Below are 22,804 nucleotides of genomic sequence, written 5' to 3' on the forward strand. Positions count from 1 at the left end.
GACGGTCTCCTCAAAACTGTCATTTGGAATTTTTGAAAATAAACCCGACATATATTTCATAAGTTTCTGAAAATGCCGGGAAAGGTGCGAATTATAAACTTTCCGACACCCACAAATCAGGCGTTTTGACGTCTGGATTGAAAGTGATGGCAAAGTTTTCGGTTGTCAGAAGCCGGGCGAGCGGTGATAAATCTCTCGCTCCAAGGGGTTTTGTCATTGATCCGTCGCTGTTTTATGCTTCGTGATCTGGCAAAAGACCCAAACAACAATAACAAAAAGGAGCAACCAATATGGTTTCAGAAGTCCATGGATCGGTACGCGATCTGTTTGAATTCACGGACGCCGACCGGGCACTTGCGCGCATCAAGGATATATATGCGACCGGTGCCAATGCCGTCCGAGAGGCCTTTAACCGTTTCGGTCAAGGTCAGCAATCTTCCCCGATACGTGCCTATTATCCGTATCTCGGCATTGAAGTGCCGCCGGAAAAGCTGCATGTCGAAAGCACCCTGTCATTTGGCGCACCGCGCGATCCGGGTGTTTATGGAACGACCCTGACCCGGCCCGACCTGTTTGAAGAATATTACCGCGAGCAGATCGAACTTCTGCTCAAAAACCACGACGTTCCGGTCGTGGTGGGGGTGTCGGACCGTCCCATTCCGTTGCCGTTTCTGGTTGAAACCGCAACTGACAGTATCGGTCCGAATGATATCCGCCCGATGCAGCTGATCTTTGATATGCCCGATCTGGCGCGGACCGATGATGACATCGCCAATGGCGTTCATTACGGCGCGAACGCGACCCCGGGGCCAAAGCCATTGTCGCTGTTTTCCGGCGAACGTGTGGATTATTCGCTGGCACGGCTACGTCACTACACGGCAACCGCGCCGGAGCATTTCCAGAAGTTCGTTCTGTTCACCAACTATCAGCGCTATGTCGATGAATTCATCGAATTCGCCAAGGCGCAGCTTGATGACCCGAAAAGCCCCTATGTCGCGTTTGTCGAGCCGGGGCCGAAAGTCAGTGTGCGCAAAAACGCACCAAAGGGCTGGGTTGAAAGCGGTGAAGCGGTCAAACAACTGCCGCAGATGCCGTCCTATCACTTGGTCCGCGAAGATGGTCTTGGTGTCACACTGGTCAATATCGGTGTGGGGCCGTCGAACGCCAAAACGGCAACCGACCATATCGCCGTTCTGCGACCGCATTGCTGGTTGATGCTGGGGCACTGTGCCGGATTGCGGCGCAGTCAGCTTCTGGGTGACTATGTTCTGGCCCACGGTTATGTTCGTGACGATCATGTGCTTGATTCGGACCTGCCGCTTTGGATTCCGGTGCCGCCCATTGCCGAAGTTCAAGTGGCACTGGCAAATTCGGTGACCAAAATCACCGGCCTTAAGGGCCGTGAAATGAAGGCGCGCATGCGCACCGGGACGGTGGCGACCACCGATAACCGGAACTGGGAACTGCGGTATAGTGAACTGTTTGTGCGCCTCAACCAGTCACGCGCGATTGCGGTCGACATGGAAAGTGCCACCATTGCCGCCAACGGCTTCCGGTTCCGTGTGCCGTATGGCACGCTTTTGTGTGTGTCCGACAAACCGGTTCATGGCGAATTGAAGCTTCCCGGCATGGCGAACAATTTCTATCGCCAGCGTATCGGTCAGCATTTGCAGGTTGGTCTGGATACGATTGATACGCTCCGTCAGGACGTCAATCAGCTCCATTCGCGCAAATTGCGGTCCCTGGATGAGCCCGCCTTCCGCTAAGGCGTGAATGATCAAACCAAAACCCCGCCTGCGGCAGATCGCCACAGGCGGGGTTTTGTTATGGAATTGTGACGAATGGCTGTGGCCCCGATTTTGGCTTTGCCGCCTTTGTGCGATTGCGTATGGTCAGGCAAAATCAGGGGTAGGGCAGGAAAATCACATGCCAAACGCAACGCCAGAAAGCAAAACAACAAAAAGTTCCACGGATAACCAAGCACCTTCATTGCCGATTGGCGGTGTTGGCCTTTGGCAAATCTTCCTGATCTTTCTGCGTCTTGGCTTGACCAGTTTTGGCGGGCCGGTTGCGCATATCGGCTATTTCCGCGAAGAGTTCGTTGCGCGCCGCAAATGGCTGAGTGATGCGCGCTACGCCGATCTGGTGGCACTTTGCCAGTTCGTGCCAGGGCCCGCCAGTTCGCAGGTTGGGATGGGCATTGGCATGGCGCTTGGTGGCTTGCGCGGATCGCTGTTCGCCTGGCTCGGATTTACCATGCCATCGGCGATTGTGCTGGCCGCCCTTGGCATGGCGTTTGTCGGATTTGATCTTGGCACGGTCGAGGGGATCATTCGCGGCCTTAAACTGGTGGCGGTCGGGGTTGTCCTTCATGCCCTGCTTGGCATGGCGCGCAGCCTGTGTCCGGATGTTCCGCGTGCCATTCTTGCCGTGTTGGCCGCGGCTATCATGATTGCCAGTGAAACGGTGATGGCCCAGTTTGGCGTCATCCTTGGCGGGGTGCTGGCGGGCTTTTTGCTGCTTCGGGACAAGGTGGGCGCGGATGCCGATCCCTGCCCTGTGCCGCGCTCGGCCAAGGGGGCTGTTGCGGCCCTTTGCGCATTTTTTGCTCTGCTTGTTCTGTTGCCCATTTTGGCAAAGATTGATCCCACCGGACTTTTTGCCTTGATTGACGGCTTTTATCGCAGTGGTGCCCTGGTGTTTGGCGGCGGGCATGTGGTTTTGCCCCTGTTGCAAAATGCCGTGGTCACACCGGGCTGGGTAGATGCCGAGACTTTCCTGGCAGGTTACGGCGCCACCCAGGCTGTACCCGGTCCGATCTTTACCTTTGCCGCCTATTTGGGGGCGGCCCTTCATACCGGGTCTGGTGGTACGGGGCCTTTGGTCAGTGCCATCACGTCCCTTGTGACATTGATCGCGATTTTCCTGCCGGCATGGTTATTGGTGGTTGGCCTTTTGCCGTTCTGGGATCGTGTGCGGCATATCCCCTCCATGCGGGCCGGATTGATGGGGGTGAATGCGGCCGTGGTCGGCCTTTTGGCGGCGGTGTTGTATGACCCGATCTGGACCGGTGCAAATCTTGATATCTTTGATATCGGGTGCGTGATTTTGGTTTTCGCAATCCTGCAATGGCGGATTGCCCCGGTCTGGGCCGTCGTCGGTGCCGGTGCTGTGGTTGGGTATCTGACAGGTCTTTTGTGATTGCACCAACTGTTGCAATCAGCCGTCATTTGCCCCGGTCGTTGTCGCGTCCGATCCGATCGGCGCATCCGCCGGGGTATCTGAAGTCGCCGGGAAAATGGCACTTAGATCGGCAATGAACTGACGCAGCTTGAACGCGCCGGAATTGCGGGTGACGCCGAAACGCGCCACCACCAGATTTCTTGACGGAATGACGGTAAGCGATTGGCCATCATGACCAAGTGCGAAATAGGCGTCTTCGGGGATCTGCGGCACGTCGTTACGGGGTGTTCCATCCTCGTTCCGGCTGCCGGGCAGATCAATCCACCAATGTGCGCCATAAAGGCCATACGGGTCTTCTGCGGCGGGGCTGGTGGAATATCCGACCCATCCCTCGGGCAGCAGGCGCTCCCCCTCCCACACGCCATCTTGCAGGAACAACAGGCCGATCTTCGCCCAGTCGCGTGCGGATGCATGCATGAAGCTTGAGGCAATAAAATAGCCTTCCGGGTCGGTTTCGATCACCGCACTGCTCATGCCAAGTGGACGGAACAGAAGCTCTGTCGGTCGGCTGAGATAGGTTGAGCGTGACCCGCTCAGATTACGGATGGCTGCTGACAGTATGTTGCTTGCCCCGGAATTATAGGCGAAATCACTCCCCGGCGTGTTTTCGAGCGGCATGGATACCGCATAACCTGCCGCCGCAGGTTCGATAAACAGCATCTGCACCACATCCGATAGCGGATTGGCGTAGCTTTCATCGAACTCAAGCCCGCTTCGCATGCGAAGCAGGTCATCGTAATTGATGGTTGCGCGCGGGTCGTTTGGCTCTGCCTGCCATTCGTTGATCAGGACCGGGTCCTGGATGTCGGGCATCATGCCTTCGAACTGCATGCGACCGAGGATGACGTTGAAAACGCTTTTGGTCATCGACCAGCCGGGCAGCGGCGTGTCGGTTGTTATACCCTCGGCATAGCGCTCCGCAACCACCTTGCCGTTATGTAAGATCACAACTGCACGCGTCCGCCGTTCCGGATTCAGGCCCGGCTCATCCATGACGTCAAACAGGATGTTGTTAAGAGCCCGGCGGTCAACATTGGTGGGCGGCGGTGTCGTCAGAAGCGGTCGCGGTGTGACCGGCCTCATCACCGGGGTTGAATTGCGCAATTGGGCGACATGATCCAGATCGTCGGCCAGCGTGCAGCCAAGGTTGGGGCGATAAACGGCAAACCGTTTGCGGAACCCGAAGGCATGCGCGCTGACAGTCTGGTTGCGCAGATCCACATTGGTGGTGATCAGGGATAAAAGGGCATTGTTGTCGGCAAGAACATCAACATCGCGCGCCCGTGTCGATGTCAGGCCATCGACAAAAATGGCGGAGCACATGATCTTGGCGCTATAGGCAGCCCCCACCGGGGCCAGCCAGATGAAGAAGACTGCAAGAACGGAAATGCCGATCAATACCAGTCCGATAAAGATGGCTTTGATCAACTGCATTCCACTTCCCTGAATCTTTTTGATTTGTGTGGGAGGGAAGGGTCGCCTGCTTCGCCGGACAGGTCAAGCCATCGTATCGTATAGTTCTAAGATGAATTTTGTCTAATAGGGGCTGTCACGCCCGGTTTTCGTAATATAATCAGGAAGCCTGCAAAGTAAAAACCACCCAGAACCACAGCCGCCCCGGCCCAGCCATTTTGATCGATCATCGCCCCGGCAAATGGGGGAACAATCACGACAAAAATCTCGGCGAACTGGGCCAGCATGCCCTGCAAGGCGGGCATGGAAAGGCCGTCCTTTGCGATCCTTGGCAAAAGTGCAAAGCAGGTTCCGGCGACCATGCCCTGACAGACATTAAAAATAATCAGCGCGGTGACGCTAAGCGGTAGAGAGGTGCTGACATAGAGGGTCGAAATGGCAGTCGCCATCATCGGCAAAAATATAATCAGAATGGTTCGGCCAGCTACATCACGGCCCAGAACAGTCCCGGCGGCGACACTGCCGACAATATTGCCGGCAATTGCGGTTGTGCCGATGATCCCGGCCGACAGCGTAATGCCAATATCAAGGTTGTCTGCCAGCATGGCCGGCATGAACGCCAAAGCGGCTGATGTCGCACCCGCAAACGCGCCAAAGGTCAGCGCCACCTGAAGGGCGGAACGGGATTTCAAAACACCGACCACCCCGACAACAAGTGATCGCCGCGCCGTTGCGATTTCGGGTTTTTCCATCAGGGCAAGAAGCGGTAGCAAAACCAGAACCGGCAGGGTGCAAACCCCAACAGCGATCCGCCAGTCCATCCATGTCACCGCAGCCGCACTGACCCAGTTGCCAAGGGCAATGCCAACCGGGATAAAGGTGCCCCAGATGCTCATGGCCATGGCGACAAGCTTGGGGTTTGTGAAGGCCGCCATCCAGCTTGGCGCACCGACAACAATCAGAAGATAGCCAACACTGGTGACAATCCGACCAACATATAAAAGGCTGCTCACGCTTGCGGTGGCAAAAATCAGCGCGCCCGCAATCATCATCATACAGCCAAGGACGAGTGACCTCCGCAGCCCGGCTCGTGCCGCCCATACCCCGGCGGGTATGGCACAAAGCGCGCCTGCTGCGGTGATCAGGGAGGCTACCAGTCCGAACTCCGCCTGACTAAGCCCGAAGCTTGCGCGCAAGTCAGGCGCGATCGGGCCAATCAGACCGACCTGCATCGAGGCGGTCAATCCAAGTCCATAAAGAATGATAACGGCGGTGATGGGTGGCATGGATCAGTTCCGGGCAGGACGGTGCACTTGAAGGGACTGATTACCGATATTCTGAGAAGAATGCCACGTATGAAATATGCGCCGGTAAAATATGCGTCGCTGATCCGTATCAGATGTGAACCGGCTTTTGATCAAACCCGGTGGTCAGGCGCACTGCCGTGCCATCAGACAGGAAAAACCGTTCCCAAAGGATATAGGTATCGACAATCCGCAGCGGTGCGCCCTCCCGGCGGGAGTTTTCAAAGGTCAGGTGATCGGTCTGATCCTCGTGCCAGCCAAGGTCATGCAGGCTTTTTTCTGCTGATGCGATTTCCGGGGTAGCAAAGCACCACAACGAGGTGCCAAGCAGCGGCGTGCTGTCACGTTGCCACTCGTTTTCACGCGGGCGCGACAAACAAAGAAGACGGTGCGATCTGTCTTCGATCAGGTGGACACGCTGTGATGACTGCATCACCAGCCGTTTGATCGCCTGATCAAGGCGGAAATTGCGTTTGCGCGTCATCATTTGATGGATCAGGCCATATTGCAGCGGGGCCGGGCTTTGCGCGCCGCTTTCCCACCGTGAAACGGTTGCCTGTGTTACGCCCAGAATATCGGCCAGACGCGATTGTTTGATATCGCTTGCGCGCCGCCACTGGCGCAAAAGGCGACCAAAATCCTTGTCTGGTGAACTATTGGACAGGCGTTTCATGACGATCAACCGGTAGTGCTGGTAGGCAAATCTATCACAGAATTCGGTGTCGGGCAGCTTTGCCGCAATCAGGCGATAAAACGCCCGATATCAATCTGGCAGCGGCCATATTTGCGACTGTCGCACAGATAAAAATCTTCAAGTGCGATTTCCGGATCGCGCGGATCGCGTTCGGCAACAATCAGGGTGTTATCGTCAATCCACCCGGCCTGGGCCAGGGCCGTGATGCTGGGATCGATCAGGTCTTTGCCATAGGGCGGATCGAGAAACACCATGCTGGCGGGCGTGCTGGCGCGCGGTGGCTTGGTGGCATCCGCGCGTCGTGCACTTGCCTGATCGGCAATGCGAAGGGTGTCGATGTTTTGTTCGATGATCGCAATCGCCTTGCGGTCATTGTCAAAGAACACTGCGCGTTCCGCCCCGCGTGAAATGGCTTCAAGGCCAAGCGCACCCGATCCGGCAAAGGCATCAAGGATCACGCCATCATATAGCGGGTTGAAGTCATCCTCATACCAGCGCGATGCGTGTGACAGGATGCTAAACAGGGCTTCGCGCACCCGATCAAGGGTCGGGCGCGTATCGCGCCCTTCCGGTGCGGTCAGAAGCCTGCCACGATGGGTGCCACTGACAATCCGCATTCAGCTTAGTCCTTCTTGCCGCGCGGACGGTTGCCGGACGGCTTGCGGCCGGGCGCACTATGTGTGGTATCGCCGAAACGCCCAGCAGGTTTTCCCGACGGTTTGCCGGTTGGCTTTCCACGACCGCGCCCTTCGATGAAGCCCGGCTTACCTTCGCGGCCGCCAGTGCCCCGTCCGCCATCACGACCACTGTCGCGGCCGCCATCACGCCCACCGGCAGCTTTGCCTTCGGCGCTGTAACGGCCACGGCCCTTGTTGGTCGGGCGCGATGATCCGCGTTCTTCGCGCATATCGCGTTCCTGGCGATCCCCGCCAGAAGCCGGTTTGCCACGGCCACCGGCACGCGGGGCAGCCCCGATGCGCGGGCCTTTCCGTGCAGCACCACCAGACGGACGTTCGCGGGTTTCACGCTGTTGGTCGGCCTCGGCATTCTGGGCTGCGGCGTTCGCGCCACCTTGCGGGCGTTTGCGCTGGGCTGGTTGGCCGAATACGGTGCGCGGGGCTTTCGGGCGCGACGTGCCGCCACGGGCAACCGATTTCTTTTCGGAAACCTTGGAATAGTCGCCCTTGAAGAACGCAGCGAGCTGTTCTTTCATCACCTTGCCGGTGATTTCTTCGCACTCGCCCGGCGCCAGATTGCCCAACTGGAACGGGCCATAGGACACGCGCATCAGGCGCGTGACGGGCCAGCCAAGATGTTCCATGACACGACGAATTTCACGGTTCTTGCCTTCGCGGAGCGTCACTGTCATCCAGGCATTGGTGCCTTTCTGAACATCGACCTCGGCCTGGATGGAGCCGTAATTGATGCCGTCGACCGTAACACCGTCTTCAAGCTGTTTAAGCTTGGCTTCGTCGATCTGACCATGCACGCGCACGCGATAGCGGCGCGCCCAGCCGGTGGCAGGCAGTTCCAGATAACGGGCAAGCTCGCCATCGTTGGTCAGCAACAGCAACCCTTCGGAGTTAAGGTCAAGTCGCCCGACCGAAATCACGCGCGGAACGTAACTTGGCAGATGTTCAAATACCGTGTCGCGTCCCTGTTCATCGCGGTGGCTTGTGACCAGACCGCGCTTTTTAAACAGGCGCCAAAGACGCGGCTTTTCCTTTTCGGGCAGCGGCTTGCCATCAACGATGATTTCATCTTCGTCGGTTACGGTGACGGCCGGGGTATCAAGCTTCTTGCCGTTCAGGCGGACAAGCCCCTCGGCAATCATGCGTTCGGCATCACGCCTGGAACAAACTCCAGATCGCGCAATGCGCTTGGCAATGCGTTCGGGCTTGTTGTCATCCGGGGTGGTGTTCTTGTCGCTCATTTGCGGGCCTCGGAAATCAGGGCGTCGAAAATCTTCGCATCGCCCGAACTGATATGGAATTCGGGATGCCACTGGACCCCGAGACAATAACGATATTTCGGATGCTCAATCCCCTCGATCACGCCATCAGGCGCATAGGAATTAATGATCACATCCGGGCCAACCCCCGCCACCGCCTGATGGTGGGCGGAATTGACCGAAAGACTTTTCACATCGCCAACGATCTTCGCCAGAAGCGTATCGGGTTCGACCGTGACATTATGGCCGGGCTCGTTGCGCGGGTTCGGCTGTTCGTGGGGCAGGCAGTTTTCAACCGTGTCCGGGATATGCTGGATCAGCGACCCGCCCAGAATAACGTTCAAAAGCTGCTGACCACCGCAAATGCCAAGAACCGGCATGTCGCGCTCAAGCGCGCCTTCGGCCATCGCCCATTCAAATTTGGTGCGCCGATCCTTGGTGACAACCGTGTCGTGCTTTTCCGTCGCACCAAACAGGCTCGGATCCACGTCAAACGCGCCACCGGTCACGACCAGCCCGTCAATCAGATCAAGCAGATCGGGAACCAGTTCCACTTCGTGGGGCAAAGGCATCGGAATGCCGCCTGCCTCGGTCACCGCACCGGCATAGTTTTCACGCAGCGCATACCACGGGAATTTGGAATAGCCCCCCGGTTCTTCGGAATCGAGTGTGATACCAATGATCGGCTTGCGCGTGGTCATGATCGAAATAGCCTTGATGCTGGTGACAGGTTCGCGAATAAAGTCACGCGGAAACTACCTGTGTAACCCTTTAAGGGCAACGGCAATTCACGCGGATGGTCCATGCGTTTCTGCGGGCCCTCGCCAGTAAAGCTTCACCAGCAACCCGCCAGATCATCGCTTGACCGATTATCTGCATGGTAGCACTCTGGATCCTAACGCCCTAAAATGAAGTAAAAACAAGATCAGCCATGACAAACGACCTGATTTGTCAGATGGCCCAAGTGGGATGGAAAGATCATGAGTGCAGACAGCTACATGGATATGGCACTTGAAGAAGCCCGTGCTGCCGCGCGCCGGGGCGAAGTGCCCGTCGGTGCCGTTCTTGTCGATGCTGATAGCGGCGAGGTTTTGGCACGCGCCGGAAACCTGACCGAGGAAATGAACGACCCAACAGCACACGCCGAAATCCTCGTCATCCGGGCCGCTGCCGGGGCCAAGGGCGAACCAAGACTTCCCAATTGCGATCTTTACGTCACGCTTGAACCTTGCCCGATGTGCGCGACCGCCATTTCATTTGCCCGTCTGCGCCGGGTTTATTTCGGGGCTTATGATCCGAAGGGTGGTGGCGTTGATCACGGCCCGCGCGTGTTTGAAAGCACAAGCTGCCATCACCGTCCGGAAGTCTATGGTGGCATTGGCGAGGTCGAGGCTACTAAGCTTCTGAAGGATTTCTTTGGCAGCTTGCGCTAGGGATTTGATTGTTCGGTTGGGTGGCGTCGGAACTTAGTTTTCCGGCACTTCACGGAACATCACCATGCCACCGTGATACAGGACATCATTTTCGAAATAGCCATCGGCGGTAAAACCGGTGTCATCCTGATAGGTGATGTAGTTCCCCGAAACCTGATAGTCGCCCTGATAGGCTGACTTTCGTTCGCCACGGGCCTCGTCATAGCGGCCATCGGCACGCAGTTCCTGGCGGATATGACCATCTTTGGTCACCCACATGCCGACATACGGGTGCGGGGCGATTTCAGCGCTTTTGTTCATACCGGCCTCCTGTTGGGGCCATGCTGGTGATGCGAACACCACCAGCACGGAAAGAAAATACAAGGATTGCAGAATGATTTTCATCAGAACGCGGATGCTGTCGGACGGACGATGACTTCGTTGATGTCGACATCTGCTGGCTGATCAAGAGCATAAAGAACCGCCCGCGCAATGGCATCCGGGCTGAGGGCGATCTGGCGGAACTGGGTCAGGAGCTCCTTACTGTTTGGATCGGAAATATCATGGCCCAGTTCGGTCTCGACCACGCCCGGTGAAATGGTGGTGACACGGACATTGGTGCTTTCCTGACGCAGGCCTTCGGAAATCGCCCAGACCGCGTATTTGGTTGCGCAGTAAACCGCGCCACTTGGCACAACCACATGTGCACCGATTGATGCAGTGTTGATGACATGGCCGCCACCTTGTTCCTGAAACAGCGGCAAAACCGCCGCAATGCCGTTCAGAACACCGCGAATATTGACGTTGATCATGTTGTCCCATTCGTCGGTTTTCAGTGCCGACATCGGGGCAAGCGGCATCACGCCGGCATTGTTGAAGATCGCATCCACACGGCCATAAAGGTTGTTTGCGTTGTAAACCAGTGCCTCGACGCTATCGGCATTGGTGACATCCACCGAACGGGCCATGGCACGGCCGCCGGCAGCTTCGATTTCGGTAGCAATCTCATCCAGGCGTTCTGTGCGGCGTGCGCCAAGAACCACATTCGCCCCGCGGGATGCAAGAAGGCGGGCGGTGGCTTCGCCAATGCCGCTGCTGGCCCCGGTGATGATAACGGTCTTGTTTTCGACATGGTTGATCGGGTTCGACATGACATGCTCCTTGGGTTGGTGTGTCGGTGTTTGTTCGTGGCGCTTACTCTGTCGATAAATCCCCGATTGATGAATACACAGAACTCGAATTGGATTGCCTAATCCTCCAAATCGAAGATTGAGTGCTTTGTCCGTGTGTGGGCGCGTGTATAGTGGGCCTTTGGAAAACAAAGGGTTTTACGATGGATAGCTATCAGAAGCTGTGTAGCCTGATTGACAAATACTGCGAGGCGGATGGCGCTGTGCGCACGGCCGTTGAACCGGTCTGGATGTTCCGATCAACCGGCCCGACCCTTAAGGTGCCAACGATCTACAAGCCTTGCCTGTGTCTGATTATCTCAGGCGCAAAGGAAGTCACGCTGGGGGATGAGCTTTATCGCTATGAGCCCGGCCAACTGCTGGCCGCATCGGTCGATTTGCCACTTGTTGGCCATGTGACCCTGGCGGCCGAGGATGCGCCGTATCGCAGCCTGTCACTTGATCTGGATGCGAAGATTCTGGGCGAACTTGTTGCCAATATGGATATCAAGATGGGTGCAGATGGTGAAAGTACGCGCGGGCTTTTCGTCGAAAAAACAACCGAAAGCCTGACGGATGCTGTCTTGCGGGTGGTTGAGCTGCTTGATCGTCCCGATGATGTGCCGGTGATGTTGCCGCTTTTGATGCGCGAAGTGCATTACCGCTTGTTATGTACTGCCAAGGGCGCGGCGATTGCGGGTCTTGCCATCGGCGGCAGCAACATGCAGCGCATCTCGGCCGCCCTTCAGCTGATCAAGGATAATTTCGACAAGCCGCTGAAGGTGGAAGACCTGGCAAATCGCGCCAATATGAGCCCGTCTTCCTTCCATCACCACTTCAAGCAGGTGACAGCCATGAGCCCGCTTCAGTACCAAAAGCGGCTCCGCCTGACCACGGCGCGTCAGATCATGCTGGCTGAAATGAAGGATGCGGCATCCGCGGCCTATGCGGTCGGGTATGAAAGCGCGTCACAGTTCAGTCGCGAATATGCCCGCATGTTTGGCGCACCGCCAATGCGTGACATTTCAGCCATTTTGGGACATTCAACAAGCCTTGGCGCACAGGTTTAAGCGCCGCGCCAGAGACAAAAGGCGCAAAGCACATCAAGCTGCTTCTCGCCAGAGCCCATACGGTTCTGGTGGTTACTTGTATTTCCCAGACTGATAAGAGAAGTCGTTGGTTGGCAGTCCAAGTTCGAGCATTTTGGCTTCAAAGTCCTTGGCAATGTCAGCCATGGTCACAGTGCTCAGCGATGCAATAAAAGTATCGGACGCGGCCTGAAGGGCCTTGGCCGTCGCCGAATTGGCTGCTTGTTCCATCAAACAGCTAGACGTATCATCACCGCATCCTAATGCGAACAGTCTTGGTGCGCCAAGTGCCTCGTAAACATCGGCAAGCGTGATCTCCGATAAAGGTTTTGCCAGAAACCACCCGCCGCCATGTCCTTTCATGGAGGTGACAAGACCCTGTTCGCGCAAACCTGACATCGTGCGGCGAACAACTGCCGCATTGGTGTTGAGCATGCCAGCCAATTGATCCGAGGTTGCTGGATTTGTCATCTCGTTCAGGTGCAGGAGCGCATGCAATACGCGGGGAAGGCGGTTGTCCTGGCGCATTTGGGGCTCCGGTTTGCGGTCAACTGCTGCGAGTGGGTATTCATCCTTCTATTACACGTAACACTAAAAGATACATGAAAATTGACAGGTAAAGCGAATCATGTAACTTGAGTTGATACGTGATTCGCTTTTGTGGATCTCCCCCGCGCCACCCTTTTGGAAGGTTGAGTTGATGAAAATGGAAAAAGATGAACCAGCGATGGCCCCTGTCGAATTTTGGGAAGACCGCTATGAGGCGGCCTCGGCTGAAACAAGTGGTCGCCCTACCACCGTTTTAGAGAAGTTTGTGAAGGATCGCCCTGTTGGGCATGCGCTGGAACTTGGCTGCGGGAAAGGGGATGACGCTGTTTGGCTTGCCAAGCAGGGATGGTTTGTTACTGCTCTCGATATTTCCCAGGCAGCAATCGACATTGCGCGTAAAAATGCCGAGCGCAACAACGTCGCCGAAAAGATCAATTTCAAGGTCTGTGATCTGACAAAGGATTTCCCAGAGGGGGATTATGATCTGGTTACGGCCCAGTTTCTTGAGTCACCCTTTGAGTTTCCCCGCGAGAGGATATTGAACCACGCAGCAAGGCACGTTTGTGCGGCGGGCATGTTATTGGTCACCACGCATGGTTCGGTGCCACCATGGTCGGAGACACAATGGGAAACGGATTTCCCGACACCGGAAGAAGCTTTGGTCGCACTGAACCTTGATCTAACAGATTGGACGCGGATCTTTGTTGAGAATTTCTCGCGCATCGGCCAGAAACCCGGCAGCAAGCCGGGGAAACTGATCGATACGGTGATTGCACTGGAACGAAACCGGTAACCTTTCAGCGCCCAAAAGACGGGTCAGTGCAAATGACATTGCCCTGTCTTTCTTTTGGTCGCGTTTGATTGCCGAGTTAACCTTGCTGCTGGTTACCAACGGCCGGCAGGTGCTGGAACATCCAGGTTTCACTGAGCGGTTCATCACCGCGTTTCAGATACATGCGCAGGTCAACCGGGTCTGTGCCCGCCGCCTTAAGGTCAAAGGCCGCGCGCCAGATGCGGGTATCCATGATCGGTTCGATCTTGGTGCGCACAATCTCCCCGCGCGAGGATGTCACAACCACTTCGGGGAATTCGCCGTAGGCAAGCGTTCCCAGAACCTCACCCTCGAACTCGACCGAAAACTTGATCTCGTCCTTGGGTCGGTTGGTGCCGGGCTCCCCGCCACGTCCCATGCGGGTTGCGGTTGCGGTTGCGAGTTCCTTGACCGGGAACGGGTTATGGGCCTGCCAATACAGGCGGTATTTGAACTGATAAGAATTGCCCGCCTTCGCCGGGCCATTCGGCGCCCAGAAGGCGGCAATGTTATCGTGGATTTCATCGTCGGTCGGGATTTCGATCAACTGAACCGCGCCGTCATTCCACTCGCCCTGCGGTTCGACCCACAGGCTGGGACGGCGGTGATAGCGCACACCATCCAGATAGTTTTTCACATCGCGATCGCGCTGCATCAGACCAAAGCCACGCGGGTTGTTGTCACCAAATGCCGATGCACGGATGGTTTCCGGGTTGTTCAGCTGTCGCCAGATGCGTTCGCCGCCACCGGTCCAAAGCTCCAGCCCGTCGCTGTCATGCACTTCCGGGCGCCAGTCAAAGCGGAACGATTTGTTCTGTTCGGAATACCAGAACATGCTGGTCAGCGGTGCGATACCAAGCCGTTCGATGTCCTTGCGCAAAAACAGATGCTTTTCGACATCCATCGTCACCCCTTCGCCGCGATAAAGCAGGAATTTATACGCCCCCGTGATGCTGGGGCCATCCAGCAGGGCATAAACCGTCACCGGGTCTTCGGGATTTTTGGCCGGTTCGATAAAGAACTGACGGAAATCGGGGAATTCTTCGGGAACCGAGGTCGCGGTATTGACCGCAATGCCGCGTGCCGACAGGCCATACTGGCCTTCATCCCCAATGGCGCGGAAATAGGATGCGCCAAGAAACGCCGCCCAGTCCTGGGTTTTCCAGTCATCGCGCGCCTGATTTTCATGCAGGCGGAAACCGGCAAAGCCGCTATTGGCGGGCAACTGGCGGGCAATGCTGTCTTCGGGCATGTCAAAGTAATCGGGCTTATAGATCACTTCGCGCGCCTGCCCGTTTTCCAGAAGATACATATGCACCGGTTTGGCGAAATACATACCCAGATGGAAGAAGGTCAGCGGATAGGTGCCTGATCCATCGGAAAACGGCGAATGGTCGCGTTTGTAATGCAGCTTGCCATGGGTGTCGTAATCGATCTTGCCGACAATTTCCGGGTTTGGCGCAACGGGTGGCTCATAGGCCGATGCGGCCATGGATTTGGCGCGTGCAATCAGATCGGCAAAATCAAACGGCTGTGCCGAACCCAGATCAAGGCCGTCGACATCTGCCAAAGCATGCTGATAGATCGACATTCCCGGCAGGATAAGACCGGCTGCCGCGATGGATTTCAAAAAGCGTCTGCGTTCAACAGAAGTCGTCATGTTCATCACATTCCTGTGGTTTGAGGTGTCGGGAAAGCATACCCGGCAGTGTGGAGGTAATCGGGATGAAACATGGCAAATTCAAGGTCGTATCAATTGCTTTTTATGCATGGAGCCTTGGCGTTAATGCCGCTGGTGGTCTGCCAATTTCCTTGACCGTGTTTTTGGTTTAATCTAACCGTGACGTGTCGGTATCCGAATATCGGATAAAGGGAATTCGAGATGGGCCGAATATGGGTTCATTAACCGAAGCTGCCCCCGCAACTGTAGGCGGCGAGCATTTTTCTGACCAATGCCACTGGGATCAACCCGGGAAGGCCAGGGAAAATGCGTTGACCCGTAAGCCAGGAGACCTGCCGACACGAAGACGACGGACCGGGCGGGGTGCCCCGGAGAATGTCGGTACGTGTCTTGGCCCAACAGTTTAGCCCAGGTTTTCTAAGCTTTAAGGCCGACATCTTCCGTCATCTCCTGACACTTTTGCCAGTCCATTGACAGCAGTAAAAATGATGTTATGTTATAACATAACATTTGACGGTGCGTTGAAACTGGATCATCCAAAACGGTCCCGGATCAGCGCATCAGCAAGAGGGAACTAAAAGTGATCAATCACGATAAACGTGTACTGGCGGTCGGGGTGTTTGCCGCTGGTCTTATTTCATCTGTTTCATTTGCGTCCGCAACCGAATATCCGCTCAGTATCGAGAACTGCGGGACTATGTTGCAATTTGATGCGGCCCCGGATCGCGTGGTGTCGTTGGGCCAAAGCACGACTGAAATTCTCTATTCGCTGGGCCTGGCCGACAAGGTCAAGGGTACGGGTGTCTGGTTCGGTCCGGTGATGGATGAATTCAAGGACGTCAACGCATCTGTGCCGCGTCTGGCCGACAATGATCCGGGGTTCGAGACCGTTGTCGCGCAAAAGCCGCAACTGGTTGCCACCCAGTATCAGTGGCATGTCGGGCCCAAGGGCACCGTCGGCACCACCGAACAGTTCAACGAGCTGTCGATTCCGGTCTACACCGCACCTGCTGATTGTGTGGGCAAGGACAATGCCGGTGGCGGTGACGGGGTGCGCCACGAAGGCTTCACCATGGATCTGATTTATCGCGAGATTTCCGATCTTGCGCAAATCTTTGATGTCGAAGATCGCGGCGACGCGCTGATTGCCAGCCTGAAGGAACGTCAGGCGAACTCATTGGCGCGTGTGACGGCAAGCGGCCATGACAACGTATCCGCCGTCTTCTGGTTTTCCAGTCCTGAAATCAACAGTGATCCCTATGTGGCGGGCAAGAACGGCGCGGCGGGCTATATCGCCGGTAAACTTGGTGTTCGCAACATCATCGACAGCAATGAAGAATGGCCGACCGTTGGCTGGGAAACCATTGCGCGCGCCAATCCTGATATCATCGTGATTGGCAAGATGGGTCGTCGGCGTTTTCCGGCCGATGACTGGCAGGTCAAGATGGATTTCCTGAAAACCGATCCGGTCGCAAGTCAGATGAAGGCAGTGCGCAATGGCAATATCGTGGTGATGGACGCCCAGTCGATGGATCCGACCATCCGCCTGATCAATGGTATTGAAACACTTGCCGAAGCGGTCGAAAGACTGAGTGCTTCGAACTGACCTGCACTGCCAAAGGCGCCTGATATGCCCGGAGAATTCAATGTTTGAAACAACGCCAGTGCAGCAGCCGGTTCAGCCACCTCGGCAATCGCTGGCGGGGCGGGCATATCTTGTGCGGGCCGGTGTCAGTCTTGGCGCCCTGGTTTTGCTTGTTGGTGTCATCGCGATGGCCGCGGCCAAGGGGGAAACGCACATTCCCCTTGGCACCGTCTTTCAGACCATTGCCAATCATCTTTGGCAGGCGGGCTATGACGTTGATCCGATTGATGCCGGGATCATCTGGAATTACCGGATATCGCGCGCCATGGTGGCGGCGGCCTGCGGGGCGTCCCTTGCGCTGTCCGGCGCAGTGTTGCAGGCACTTTTGCGCAATAGCCTTGCTGATCCTTATTTGCTGGGGATTTCGGCCGGGGCATCGACCGGTGCAGTCAGCGTTGCCATTCTGGGGTTTGGCGCGGGCATGGTTTCCCTGTCACTTGGCGCCTTTGTCGGCGCGCTGGTGGCATTCGGGTTTGTTGCCCTTTTGGCCATTCCGGCCGGGCGCGGGGCCGGTGCGATCATTCTTGCCGGGGTAGCCGGATCACAACTGTTTAACGCGTTAACGTCCTTCATCGTGACCAAGGCCGCCACGGCGGACGAGGCACGCGGGGTAATGTTCTGGCTGCTTGGTAATCTAAGTGGCGTGCGATGGCCTGATGTCTATCTTGCGCTGCCGGTTGCCGTTATCGGCTTGCTGGTTTGCCTTTGGTATTCCCGTGCGCTTGATGCCTTTACCTTTGGTGTGGAGTCGGCAGCATCCCTTGGTGTGCCGGTGCGCCGGGTTTATGTGGTGTTGATTGCCATTGCTGCCTCGATGACCGCAGTGATGGTCAGTATCGTCGGGTCCATCGGCTTTGTCGGGTTGGTCATTCCCCATGCCGCGCGGTTCTTTGTTGGAACACGGCACGGATTTCTGTTGCCGGCATCGGCCCTGATCGGGGCGGTGTTTCTTGTGGCGGCCGATATTGTATCGCGCATCATCCTTGATGGTCAGGTCCTGCCCATCGGGGTTATCACGGCGCTGATCGGTGCACCGGCCTTTGCGATCATCCTGTGTCATGGGCGGGTGTTGCGATGAGCCTTGAATTACGCAATGTCGGCTGGAATGCCGGATTTAAAAAGATCATCAGCGACGTGTCGCTTCACGTGACACGGGGCGAGTTCCTGGGTGTGATTGGGCCAAACGGATCAGGCAAAACCAGCATGATGTCGGTTCTGGGCGGCATTCGTGCGCCGTCGACCGGGCAGGCATTGCTGGGGGACCAACCGATGAAGAAAATCGGTCGGCGCAACCTTGCCCGTCATATCGGCTTTGTCGAACAACAGGCCGATACCATCGACCGCATTACCGTGCGCGATGCCGTCGCCCTTGGCAGAACGCCTTATCTCAGTTTGCTGACACCATGGTCAGGGCACGACGACGCCATCGTGTGCGAAGCCCTTGCCAGTGTTGAAATGGGGCCGTTTGCGGACCGGATGTGGCATACGCTTTCGGGGGGTGAAAAGCAGCGCGTTCACATCGCCCGTGCCTTGGCGCAGCAGCCTGACTTCCTGTTGCTTGATGAACCGACCAACCATCTTGATATCCATCATCAACTGGGCCTGCTGGAACTGGTGCGTGCGCTGCCTGTCACCGTGGTGGCAGCACTCCATGACCTGAACCATGCGGCGATGTTTTGTGACCGGATTGCGATGATGGATGGCGGCAAGCTGATTGCGCTTGGCACGCCCGAACAGATTTTGACATCGCAAAACCTGCGTGATGTTTTCGGGGTTGCCGCCGATATCGAGATTGATGATCAGGGCCGCTGCCATATCCGTTATCACGTCGGAAACCAGAAATCTTCGGCCATTAAAAAAGACCGGGTTGCGTAACCCGGTCTTTTGATTTCGGTAGCTTGGTCTGCTTGCGGCTTAGCCCTGTTCGCGGGCAACCGCGCGCCAGCCGATATCGCGGCGGCAAAAACCACCATCCCAATCAATTGCATCAACCGCCTCATAGGCACGTTTCTGGGTTTCGGTCACCGTCGCACCGCGCGCGGTCACACCAAGGACGCGGCCACCGGTCGCAACCAGTTTGTCACCATCCATCTTGGTGCCGGCATGCAGGACCTTGACCTTGTCCATGGCGTCCGCCGCCGGAACGTTTTTGATCTCGGTCCCTTTTTCGTAGGATCCCGGATACCCCTTCGCCGCCATAACAACGACCATCGCGGTTTCATCGTGCCATTCCGGTTTGACGTTATCGAGCGTGCCGGTGGCTGCCCCGTCCAGGATATCAAGCACGTCTGATTTCAAACGTGTCATCAGGACCTGACATTCCGGATCACCAAACCGAATGTTGTATTCGATCAGTTTCGGATTGCCCGCATCATCAATCATCAAGCCAGCAAACAAAACACCCTTGAACGGGTGGCCTTCGTTGGCCATGCCCTTGACGGTCGGGATGATGATCTGATCCATGACCTTGGCTTCGACCGCATCGGTAAAGACCGGGGCCGGGGAATAAGCCCCCATGCCGCCCGTGTTCGGGCCGGTGTCGCCTTCGCCAACCGCCTTGTGATCCTGGGCTGCAACCAGCGGAATGACGTTTTCGCCATCACACACGGCAAAAAATGAGGCTTCCTCACCTTTGAGGAATTCCTCGATCACGATTTCCGCACCGGCATCGCCAAACTTGCCGCCGACCATGCATTCTTCAATCGCGGCAAAGGCTTCTTCATTTGTCATACAAATGGTCACACCCTTGCCCGCGGCCAGACCATCGGTCTTAACCACAATCGGTGCGCCCTGTTTTTCGACAAACGCCTTGGCGTCCTTGGGATCGGTAAAACGGCCATAGGCGGCGGTCGGGACACCGAACTTTGCCACCATGTCCTTCATGAAGCCCTTGGAACCTTCAAGCTGGGCGGCTGCCTTGGAACAGCCGAATGATTTGATGCCTTGGGCATCCAGCGCATCAACAAGGCCCGCCACCAGCGGGGCTTCGGGGCCGACAACGACCAGATCAACCGCGTTGTCCTTGGCAAATTTTACCAGACCATCAATGTCGCCATCGGAAATCGCAACGCATTCGGCCGAATCCGCGATACCGGCATTGCCCGGTGCACACCACAGTTTGGAAACGCGCGGGCTGCGCGCAATTGCCCAGCACAATGCGTGTTCACGTCCGCCGCCGCCAACGACCAGAACCTTCATGACTTTATCCTTCGACTTGTCCGATTGCTTGATGGTCCATGCGCGATGAACTAGGCTAGACCCAATTGCCACCCCGCAAAATTATTAGGCGGGCTTTTAGCATAAAGTACCCTTGATGACGCAAGATTTGTTCGACCCTTACGCCCCGGTTCCCGAAACGCCTGTAAAATCGGGGAATGCGCCCGAATTTTCGGTTTCCGACCTGTCAAACGCGCTGAAGCGGACCGTGGAGGATGCGTTTTCGTTCGTGCGGGTGCGCGGCGAAATTTCCGGGTTCAAGCGCGCCAGCAGCGGGCATATGTACCTTGCGCTGAAAGACGACAAGGCGGTGATTGATGGCGTGTGCTGGCGCGGGCAGGCGGCCAAGCTTGGCCTTGTCCCCGAAGACGGCATGGAAGTCATCGTTACGGGGCGTCTGACGACATTCCCGGGCCGATCAAAATACCAGATCGTGATCGAGACGATGGAGGTCGCGGGCGAAGGCGCCCTTTTAAAGCTTCTGGAAGAACGCAAAAAGAAACTCGCCGCCGAAGGGCTTTTTGATCCCGAACGCAAAAAGCCGATCCCGTTCCTGCCCGATGTCATTGGCATTGTCACATCACCCACGGGTGCCGTGATCCGCGATATCATGCATCGCCTGCGTGATCGTTTCCCGCGCCGGGTTTTGTTGTGGCCAGTACTCGTGCAGGGGCAGGGGGCGGCTGATCAGGTGGCCGAAGCCGTGCGCGGTTTTAACGATCTTTTGCCCTATGGCCAGATCCCGCGCCCGGATGTGCTGATTGTGGCGCGCGGTGGTGGATCGCTTGAAGATCTTTGGTCGTTTAACGAGGAAGTCGTCGCCCGCGCGGTGGCCGAGTCTGATATTCCGGTAATTTCGGCCGTCGGCCATGAAACCGATACCACCCTGATCGATTTTGTTTCGGACCTGCGTGCACCGACGCCCACCGGGGCGGCGGAAAAGGCTGTGCCGGTCCGCGTCGAACTGATTGGTCAGGTCGAGGAAGATGGCCTGCGTCTGGCGCAAGCCGTGCGGCGTTTGGGCGTTGAAAAGAAAACGGCGCTTGAAAGTCTGGCCCGTGGTTTGGGCGATCCCAAACGCATGCTTGAGGAACGCAGCCAGACCCTTGATAACTGGACTGATCGTTTGCCGCGCGCAGCCGTCAATGTCACGCAACAAGCCCGCGCACGATTGAACGAGGCCAGTGCCCGATTGGTCAGCCCGCGTGAACAGCTTTCGGAAAAGCGCGGGCGTCTGGAAAATGCGGCATTGCGTTTGGATGGCGCGATGAAATCCGCCCTTCAGATGCAGCAATCGCGCCTTGATCGTGCGGTGGCTGGCCTTCGGCCCAGTGACGCCAAACGCGACATTGCCCGTGCCGACAAACAGATCATTGATCTTGGCACGCGTTTGCAGGGGGCGGTTCGCAATACGCTGACCCGCGAGGCAGAGGGACTTGCCCGCTATGACAGGCTTTTGGAAAGTTATTCCTATCGCAATGTGCTGAAACGCGGGTTTGCCGTTGTCCGTGACGGGGGCGGCAACCTTATTGGTAAGTCGTCCGATCTTGTCACAGGTCAGACCTATGATCTTGAGATGGGCGATGGCATTACCCCGGTGACGGCGGGCGAAGGTGTTGCGACGTCAACGCCAACGAAGGGCAGGGATGATAGCGCTACCATCGCAGATCAAAACGCCGCCATATCCGCGCCTGAAAAATCCGCCAAACCCAAACCGGCGAAGAAGAAAAATCCAAGCCCCAAAGACGACGACAGACAAGGGAGCCTTCTGTAATGCGTATGACCATCTCCGGCATGCTGGCCGCAGCGGGCCTTTTGGCGGTTAGTCTTTCTGCACAGGCGGCCGAGCCGACCTATCAGGGGCAGTTTGTTCAGGGCGGGATTGTGTTCGGGCAGACAGATGCCGGGTCCCAAGTGCTGCTGGATGATGAGGCGATTGATACCATCGCGCCCGATGGCCGGTTTGTTCTGGGGTTCCCGCGCGATTACGAAGGCCCGGCACGGGTCAGCATCCGGCATGCCGATGGCAGTGTCGAGGCGTTCAGTTACGAGATCGGTGATCGCGAATTTAATGTTCAACGGATTGACGGACTGGCACCCAAAATGGTGACGCCCGATCCGGACGTCATCAGCCGCATTCAGGATGACTCACGCCAGGCCCGCGAAGCACGCACCGAACGGTTTACCGAGAACTTCCTTGAAAACGGTTTTATCTGGCCCGCCGTTGGTCCGATCAGCGGGGTGTACGGATCACAACGCATTCTGAATGGGGAACCGCGCGCACCGCATTGGGGCGTTGATATTGCCCTTCCGACCGGAAGCCCGGTTGTTGCCCCGGCGGATGGCATTGTGACGCTGGCGCATCCCGATATGTATTTTTCCGGTGCGACACTGTTTATCGATCATGGGCTTGGCGTGGTGTCGGCGTTTTTGCATCTGTCAGAAATTGATGTGCAGGTCGGAGACGTCGTCAAACAGGGCGATTTGATCGGTAAAATCGGTGAATCAGGTCGTGCGACCGGGCCGCATCTGGATTGGCGGGTCAATGTCGGGGCGGCACGGATTGATGCCCAGTTGCTGGTGCCGCCAATGGAAGAAGCACAAAAGACCGCAAACGCCAGTCAGTAA

21 protein-coding genes and 1 riboswitch are annotated in these 22,804 nt (G+C 56.7%); of the genes, 10 read left to right on the forward strand and 11 right to left on the reverse strand.

Annotation, left to right across the window (positions count from 1 at the left end; genetic code table 11):
* The first annotated feature begins 290 nt into the window (after positions 1-290).
* Together WBY09_RS16305 and chrA are read left to right on the forward strand one after the other, a co-directional pair.
* Entirely contained in the window at positions 291-1,766 is a 1,476-nt protein-coding gene (locus tag WBY09_RS16305) for an AMP nucleosidase (RefSeq protein ID WP_336233305.1), read from the forward strand.
* Positions 1,767-1,926: 160 nt separating this feature from the next.
* Entirely contained in the window at positions 1,927-3,201 is a 1,275-nt protein-coding gene (gene chrA / locus WBY09_RS16310) for a chromate efflux transporter (RefSeq protein ID WP_443082665.1), read from the forward strand.
* Positions 3,202-3,219: 18 nt separating this feature from the next.
* On the opposite strand, the gene WBY09_RS16315 is transcribed toward chrA, so the two are convergent.
* From WBY09_RS16315 to WBY09_RS16340, 6 genes are all read right to left on the reverse strand, one after another.
* The gene (locus tag WBY09_RS16315) at positions 3,220-4,677 is read right to left on the reverse strand and encodes a serine hydrolase domain-containing protein (RefSeq protein ID WP_336233307.1); all 1,458 of its coding nucleotides are present in this window, start codon (positions 4,675-4,677) and stop codon (positions 3,220-3,222) included.
* Between the two features lie 86 nt (positions 4,678-4,763).
* Positions 4,764-5,942, reverse strand: a complete 1,179-nt coding sequence (locus WBY09_RS16320; RefSeq protein WP_286791598.1) for an MFS transporter — start codon at positions 5,940-5,942, stop codon at positions 4,764-4,766.
* 109 nt (positions 5,943-6,051) lie between these two features.
* On the reverse strand, positions 6,052-6,633 hold the full coding sequence (locus WBY09_RS16325) for a helix-turn-helix domain-containing protein (RefSeq protein ID WP_286791597.1): 582 nt from the start codon (positions 6,631-6,633) through the stop codon (positions 6,052-6,054).
* Positions 6,634-6,701: 68 nt separating this feature from the next.
* Positions 6,702-7,271 (reverse strand): 16S rRNA (guanine(966)-N(2))-methyltransferase RsmD, encoded by a 570-nt coding sequence (rsmD, locus tag WBY09_RS16330; protein ID WP_286791596.1) that lies wholly within the window; start codon positions 7,269-7,271, stop codon positions 6,702-6,704.
* Between the two features lie 5 nt (positions 7,272-7,276).
* Positions 7,277-8,587: a pseudouridine synthase gene (locus tag WBY09_RS16335; RefSeq protein WP_336233308.1), complete on the reverse strand. Its 1,311-nt coding sequence runs from the start codon at positions 8,585-8,587 to the stop codon at positions 7,277-7,279.
* On the reverse strand, positions 8,584-9,306 hold the full coding sequence (locus WBY09_RS16340) for a gamma-glutamyl-gamma-aminobutyrate hydrolase family protein (protein WP_064782171.1): 723 nt from the start codon (positions 9,304-9,306) through the stop codon (positions 8,584-8,586). The genes WBY09_RS16335 and WBY09_RS16340 overlap by 4 nt, the downstream gene beginning before the upstream one ends.
* Positions 9,307-9,585: 279 nt before the next feature.
* On the opposite strand from WBY09_RS16340, the gene WBY09_RS16345 reads away from it, so the two are divergent.
* Positions 9,586-10,038 (forward strand): nucleoside deaminase, encoded by a 453-nt coding sequence (locus WBY09_RS16345; RefSeq protein WP_064782170.1) that lies wholly within the window; start codon positions 9,586-9,588, stop codon positions 10,036-10,038.
* 33 nt (positions 10,039-10,071) lie between these two features.
* Here the strand turns inward: WBY09_RS16345 and WBY09_RS16350 are convergent, their stop codons facing one another.
* Complete coding sequence (locus WBY09_RS16350) at positions 10,072-10,338, reverse strand: Atu4866 domain-containing protein (RefSeq protein ID WP_252724065.1); 267 nt, start codon at positions 10,336-10,338, stop codon at positions 10,072-10,074.
* 83 nt (positions 10,339-10,421) lie between these two features.
* On the reverse strand, positions 10,422-11,168 hold the full coding sequence (locus WBY09_RS16355; RefSeq protein WP_443082666.1) for an SDR family oxidoreductase: 747 nt from the start codon (positions 11,166-11,168) through the stop codon (positions 10,422-10,424).
* Positions 11,169-11,350: 182 nt separating this feature from the next.
* Here WBY09_RS16355 and WBY09_RS16360 point away from each other — a divergent pair, with 182 nt between their 5' ends.
* Complete coding sequence (locus WBY09_RS16360; protein ID WP_336233309.1) at positions 11,351-12,256, forward strand: AraC family transcriptional regulator; 906 nt, start codon at positions 11,351-11,353, stop codon at positions 12,254-12,256.
* Positions 12,257-12,328: 72 nt separating this feature from the next.
* On the opposite strand, the gene WBY09_RS16365 is transcribed toward WBY09_RS16360, so the two are convergent.
* Positions 12,329-12,802, reverse strand: a complete 474-nt coding sequence (locus WBY09_RS16365) for an RrF2 family transcriptional regulator (protein WP_008891515.1) — start codon at positions 12,800-12,802, stop codon at positions 12,329-12,331.
* A gap of 172 nt (positions 12,803-12,974) precedes the next feature.
* Here WBY09_RS16365 and WBY09_RS16370 point away from each other — a divergent pair, with 172 nt between their 5' ends.
* Complete coding sequence (locus tag WBY09_RS16370; protein WP_197146790.1) at positions 12,975-13,616, forward strand: class I SAM-dependent methyltransferase; 642 nt, start codon at positions 12,975-12,977, stop codon at positions 13,614-13,616.
* A gap of 76 nt (positions 13,617-13,692) precedes the next feature.
* On the opposite strand, the gene WBY09_RS16375 is transcribed toward WBY09_RS16370, so the two are convergent.
* Positions 13,693-15,294, reverse strand: coding sequence for a glucan biosynthesis protein (locus WBY09_RS16375; protein WP_336233310.1), 1,602 nt, complete (start codon positions 15,292-15,294; stop codon positions 13,693-13,695).
* A 172-nt stretch (positions 15,295-15,466) separates the two neighbouring features.
* Positions 15,467-15,669: riboswitch (cobalamin riboswitch) on the forward strand.
* 226 nt (positions 15,670-15,895) lie between these two features.
* On the opposite strand from WBY09_RS16375, the gene WBY09_RS16380 reads away from it, so the two are divergent.
* The 3 genes from WBY09_RS16380 to WBY09_RS16390 are packed head-to-tail and all read left to right on the forward strand — an operon-like array spanning position 15,896 to position 18,835.
* A complete protein-coding gene (locus WBY09_RS16380) occupies positions 15,896-16,921 on the forward strand; it encodes an ABC transporter substrate-binding protein (protein WP_336233311.1) in 1,026 nt (341 codons plus the stop codon).
* 40 nt (positions 16,922-16,961) lie between these two features.
* Positions 16,962-18,038, forward strand: coding sequence for a FecCD family ABC transporter permease (locus tag WBY09_RS16385; protein ID WP_287450817.1), 1,077 nt, complete (start codon positions 16,962-16,964; stop codon positions 18,036-18,038).
* Entirely contained in the window at positions 18,035-18,835 is an 801-nt protein-coding gene (locus tag WBY09_RS16390; RefSeq protein WP_197146793.1) for an ABC transporter ATP-binding protein, read from the forward strand. Before WBY09_RS16385 ends, WBY09_RS16390 begins: the two co-directional genes overlap by 4 nt.
* A 39-nt stretch (positions 18,836-18,874) precedes the next feature.
* Here the strand turns inward: WBY09_RS16390 and purD are convergent, their stop codons facing one another.
* The gene (gene purD, locus WBY09_RS16395) at positions 18,875-20,158 is read right to left on the reverse strand and encodes a phosphoribosylamine--glycine ligase (RefSeq protein ID WP_197146794.1); all 1,284 of its coding nucleotides are present in this window, start codon (positions 20,156-20,158) and stop codon (positions 18,875-18,877) included.
* Between the two features lie 115 nt (positions 20,159-20,273).
* Here purD and xseA point away from each other — a divergent pair, with 115 nt between their 5' ends.
* Both xseA and WBY09_RS16405 read left to right on the forward strand, forming a co-directional pair.
* Positions 20,274-21,950: an exodeoxyribonuclease VII large subunit gene (gene xseA / locus WBY09_RS16400; protein ID WP_336233312.1), complete on the forward strand. Its 1,677-nt coding sequence runs from the start codon at positions 20,274-20,276 to the stop codon at positions 21,948-21,950.
* A complete protein-coding gene (locus WBY09_RS16405; RefSeq protein WP_336233314.1) occupies positions 21,950-22,804 on the forward strand; it encodes a M23 family metallopeptidase in 855 nt (284 codons plus the stop codon). The genes xseA and WBY09_RS16405 overlap by 1 nt, the downstream gene beginning before the upstream one ends.

The organism is Thalassospira sp. CH_XMU1458, from assembly GCF_037027205.1.
GTDB classification, from domain to species: Bacteria; Pseudomonadota; Alphaproteobacteria; order Rhodospirillales; family Thalassospiraceae; genus Thalassospira; species Thalassospira tepidiphila.

Bases quoted from the DNA above. Each gene is read 5' to 3' on its own strand.
- WBY09_RS16305 (WP_336233305.1), top strand. From the start codon at position 291: ATGGTTTCAGAAGTCCATGGATCGGTACGCGATCTGTTTGAATTCACG.
- chrA (WP_443082665.1), top strand. From the start codon at position 1,927: ATGCCAAACGCAACGCCAGAAAGCAAAACAACAAAAAGTTCCACGGAT.
- WBY09_RS16315 (WP_336233307.1), bottom strand. From the start codon at position 4,677: ATGCAGTTGATCAAAGCCATCTTTATCGGACTGGTATTGATCGGCATT.
- WBY09_RS16320 (WP_286791598.1), bottom strand. From the start codon at position 5,942: ATGCCACCCATCACCGCCGTTATCATTCTTTATGGACTTGGATTGACC.
- WBY09_RS16325 (WP_286791597.1), bottom strand. From the start codon at position 6,633: ATGAAACGCCTGTCCAATAGTTCACCAGACAAGGATTTTGGTCGCCTT.
- rsmD (WP_286791596.1), bottom strand. From the start codon at position 7,271: ATGCGGATTGTCAGTGGCACCCATCGTGGCAGGCTTCTGACCGCACCG.
- WBY09_RS16335 (WP_336233308.1), bottom strand. From the start codon at position 8,587: ATGAGCGACAAGAACACCACCCCGGATGACAACAAGCCCGAACGCATT.
- WBY09_RS16340 (WP_064782171.1), bottom strand. From the start codon at position 9,306: ATGACCACGCGCAAGCCGATCATTGGTATCACACTCGATTCCGAAGAA.
- WBY09_RS16345 (WP_064782170.1), top strand. From the start codon at position 9,586: ATGAGTGCAGACAGCTACATGGATATGGCACTTGAAGAAGCCCGTGCT.
- WBY09_RS16350 (WP_252724065.1), bottom strand. From the start codon at position 10,338: ATGAACAAAAGCGCTGAAATCGCCCCGCACCCGTATGTCGGCATGTGG.
- WBY09_RS16355 (WP_443082666.1), bottom strand. From the start codon at position 11,168: ATGTCGAACCCGATCAACCATGTCGAAAACAAGACCGTTATCATCACC.
- WBY09_RS16360 (WP_336233309.1), top strand. From the start codon at position 11,351: ATGGATAGCTATCAGAAGCTGTGTAGCCTGATTGACAAATACTGCGAG.
- WBY09_RS16365 (WP_008891515.1), bottom strand. From the start codon at position 12,802: ATGCGCCAGGACAACCGCCTTCCCCGCGTATTGCATGCGCTCCTGCAC.
- WBY09_RS16370 (WP_197146790.1), top strand. From the start codon at position 12,975: ATGAAAATGGAAAAAGATGAACCAGCGATGGCCCCTGTCGAATTTTGG.
- WBY09_RS16375 (WP_336233310.1), bottom strand. From the start codon at position 15,294: ATGACGACTTCTGTTGAACGCAGACGCTTTTTGAAATCCATCGCGGCA.
- WBY09_RS16385 (WP_287450817.1), top strand. From the start codon at position 16,962: ATGTTTGAAACAACGCCAGTGCAGCAGCCGGTTCAGCCACCTCGGCAA.
- WBY09_RS16390 (WP_197146793.1), top strand. From the start codon at position 18,035: ATGAGCCTTGAATTACGCAATGTCGGCTGGAATGCCGGATTTAAAAAG.
- purD (WP_197146794.1), bottom strand. From the start codon at position 20,158: ATGAAGGTTCTGGTCGTTGGCGGCGGCGGACGTGAACACGCATTGTGC.
- xseA (WP_336233312.1), top strand. From the start codon at position 20,274: ATGACGCAAGATTTGTTCGACCCTTACGCCCCGGTTCCCGAAACGCCT.
- WBY09_RS16405 (WP_336233314.1), top strand. From the start codon at position 21,950: ATGCGTATGACCATCTCCGGCATGCTGGCCGCAGCGGGCCTTTTGGCG.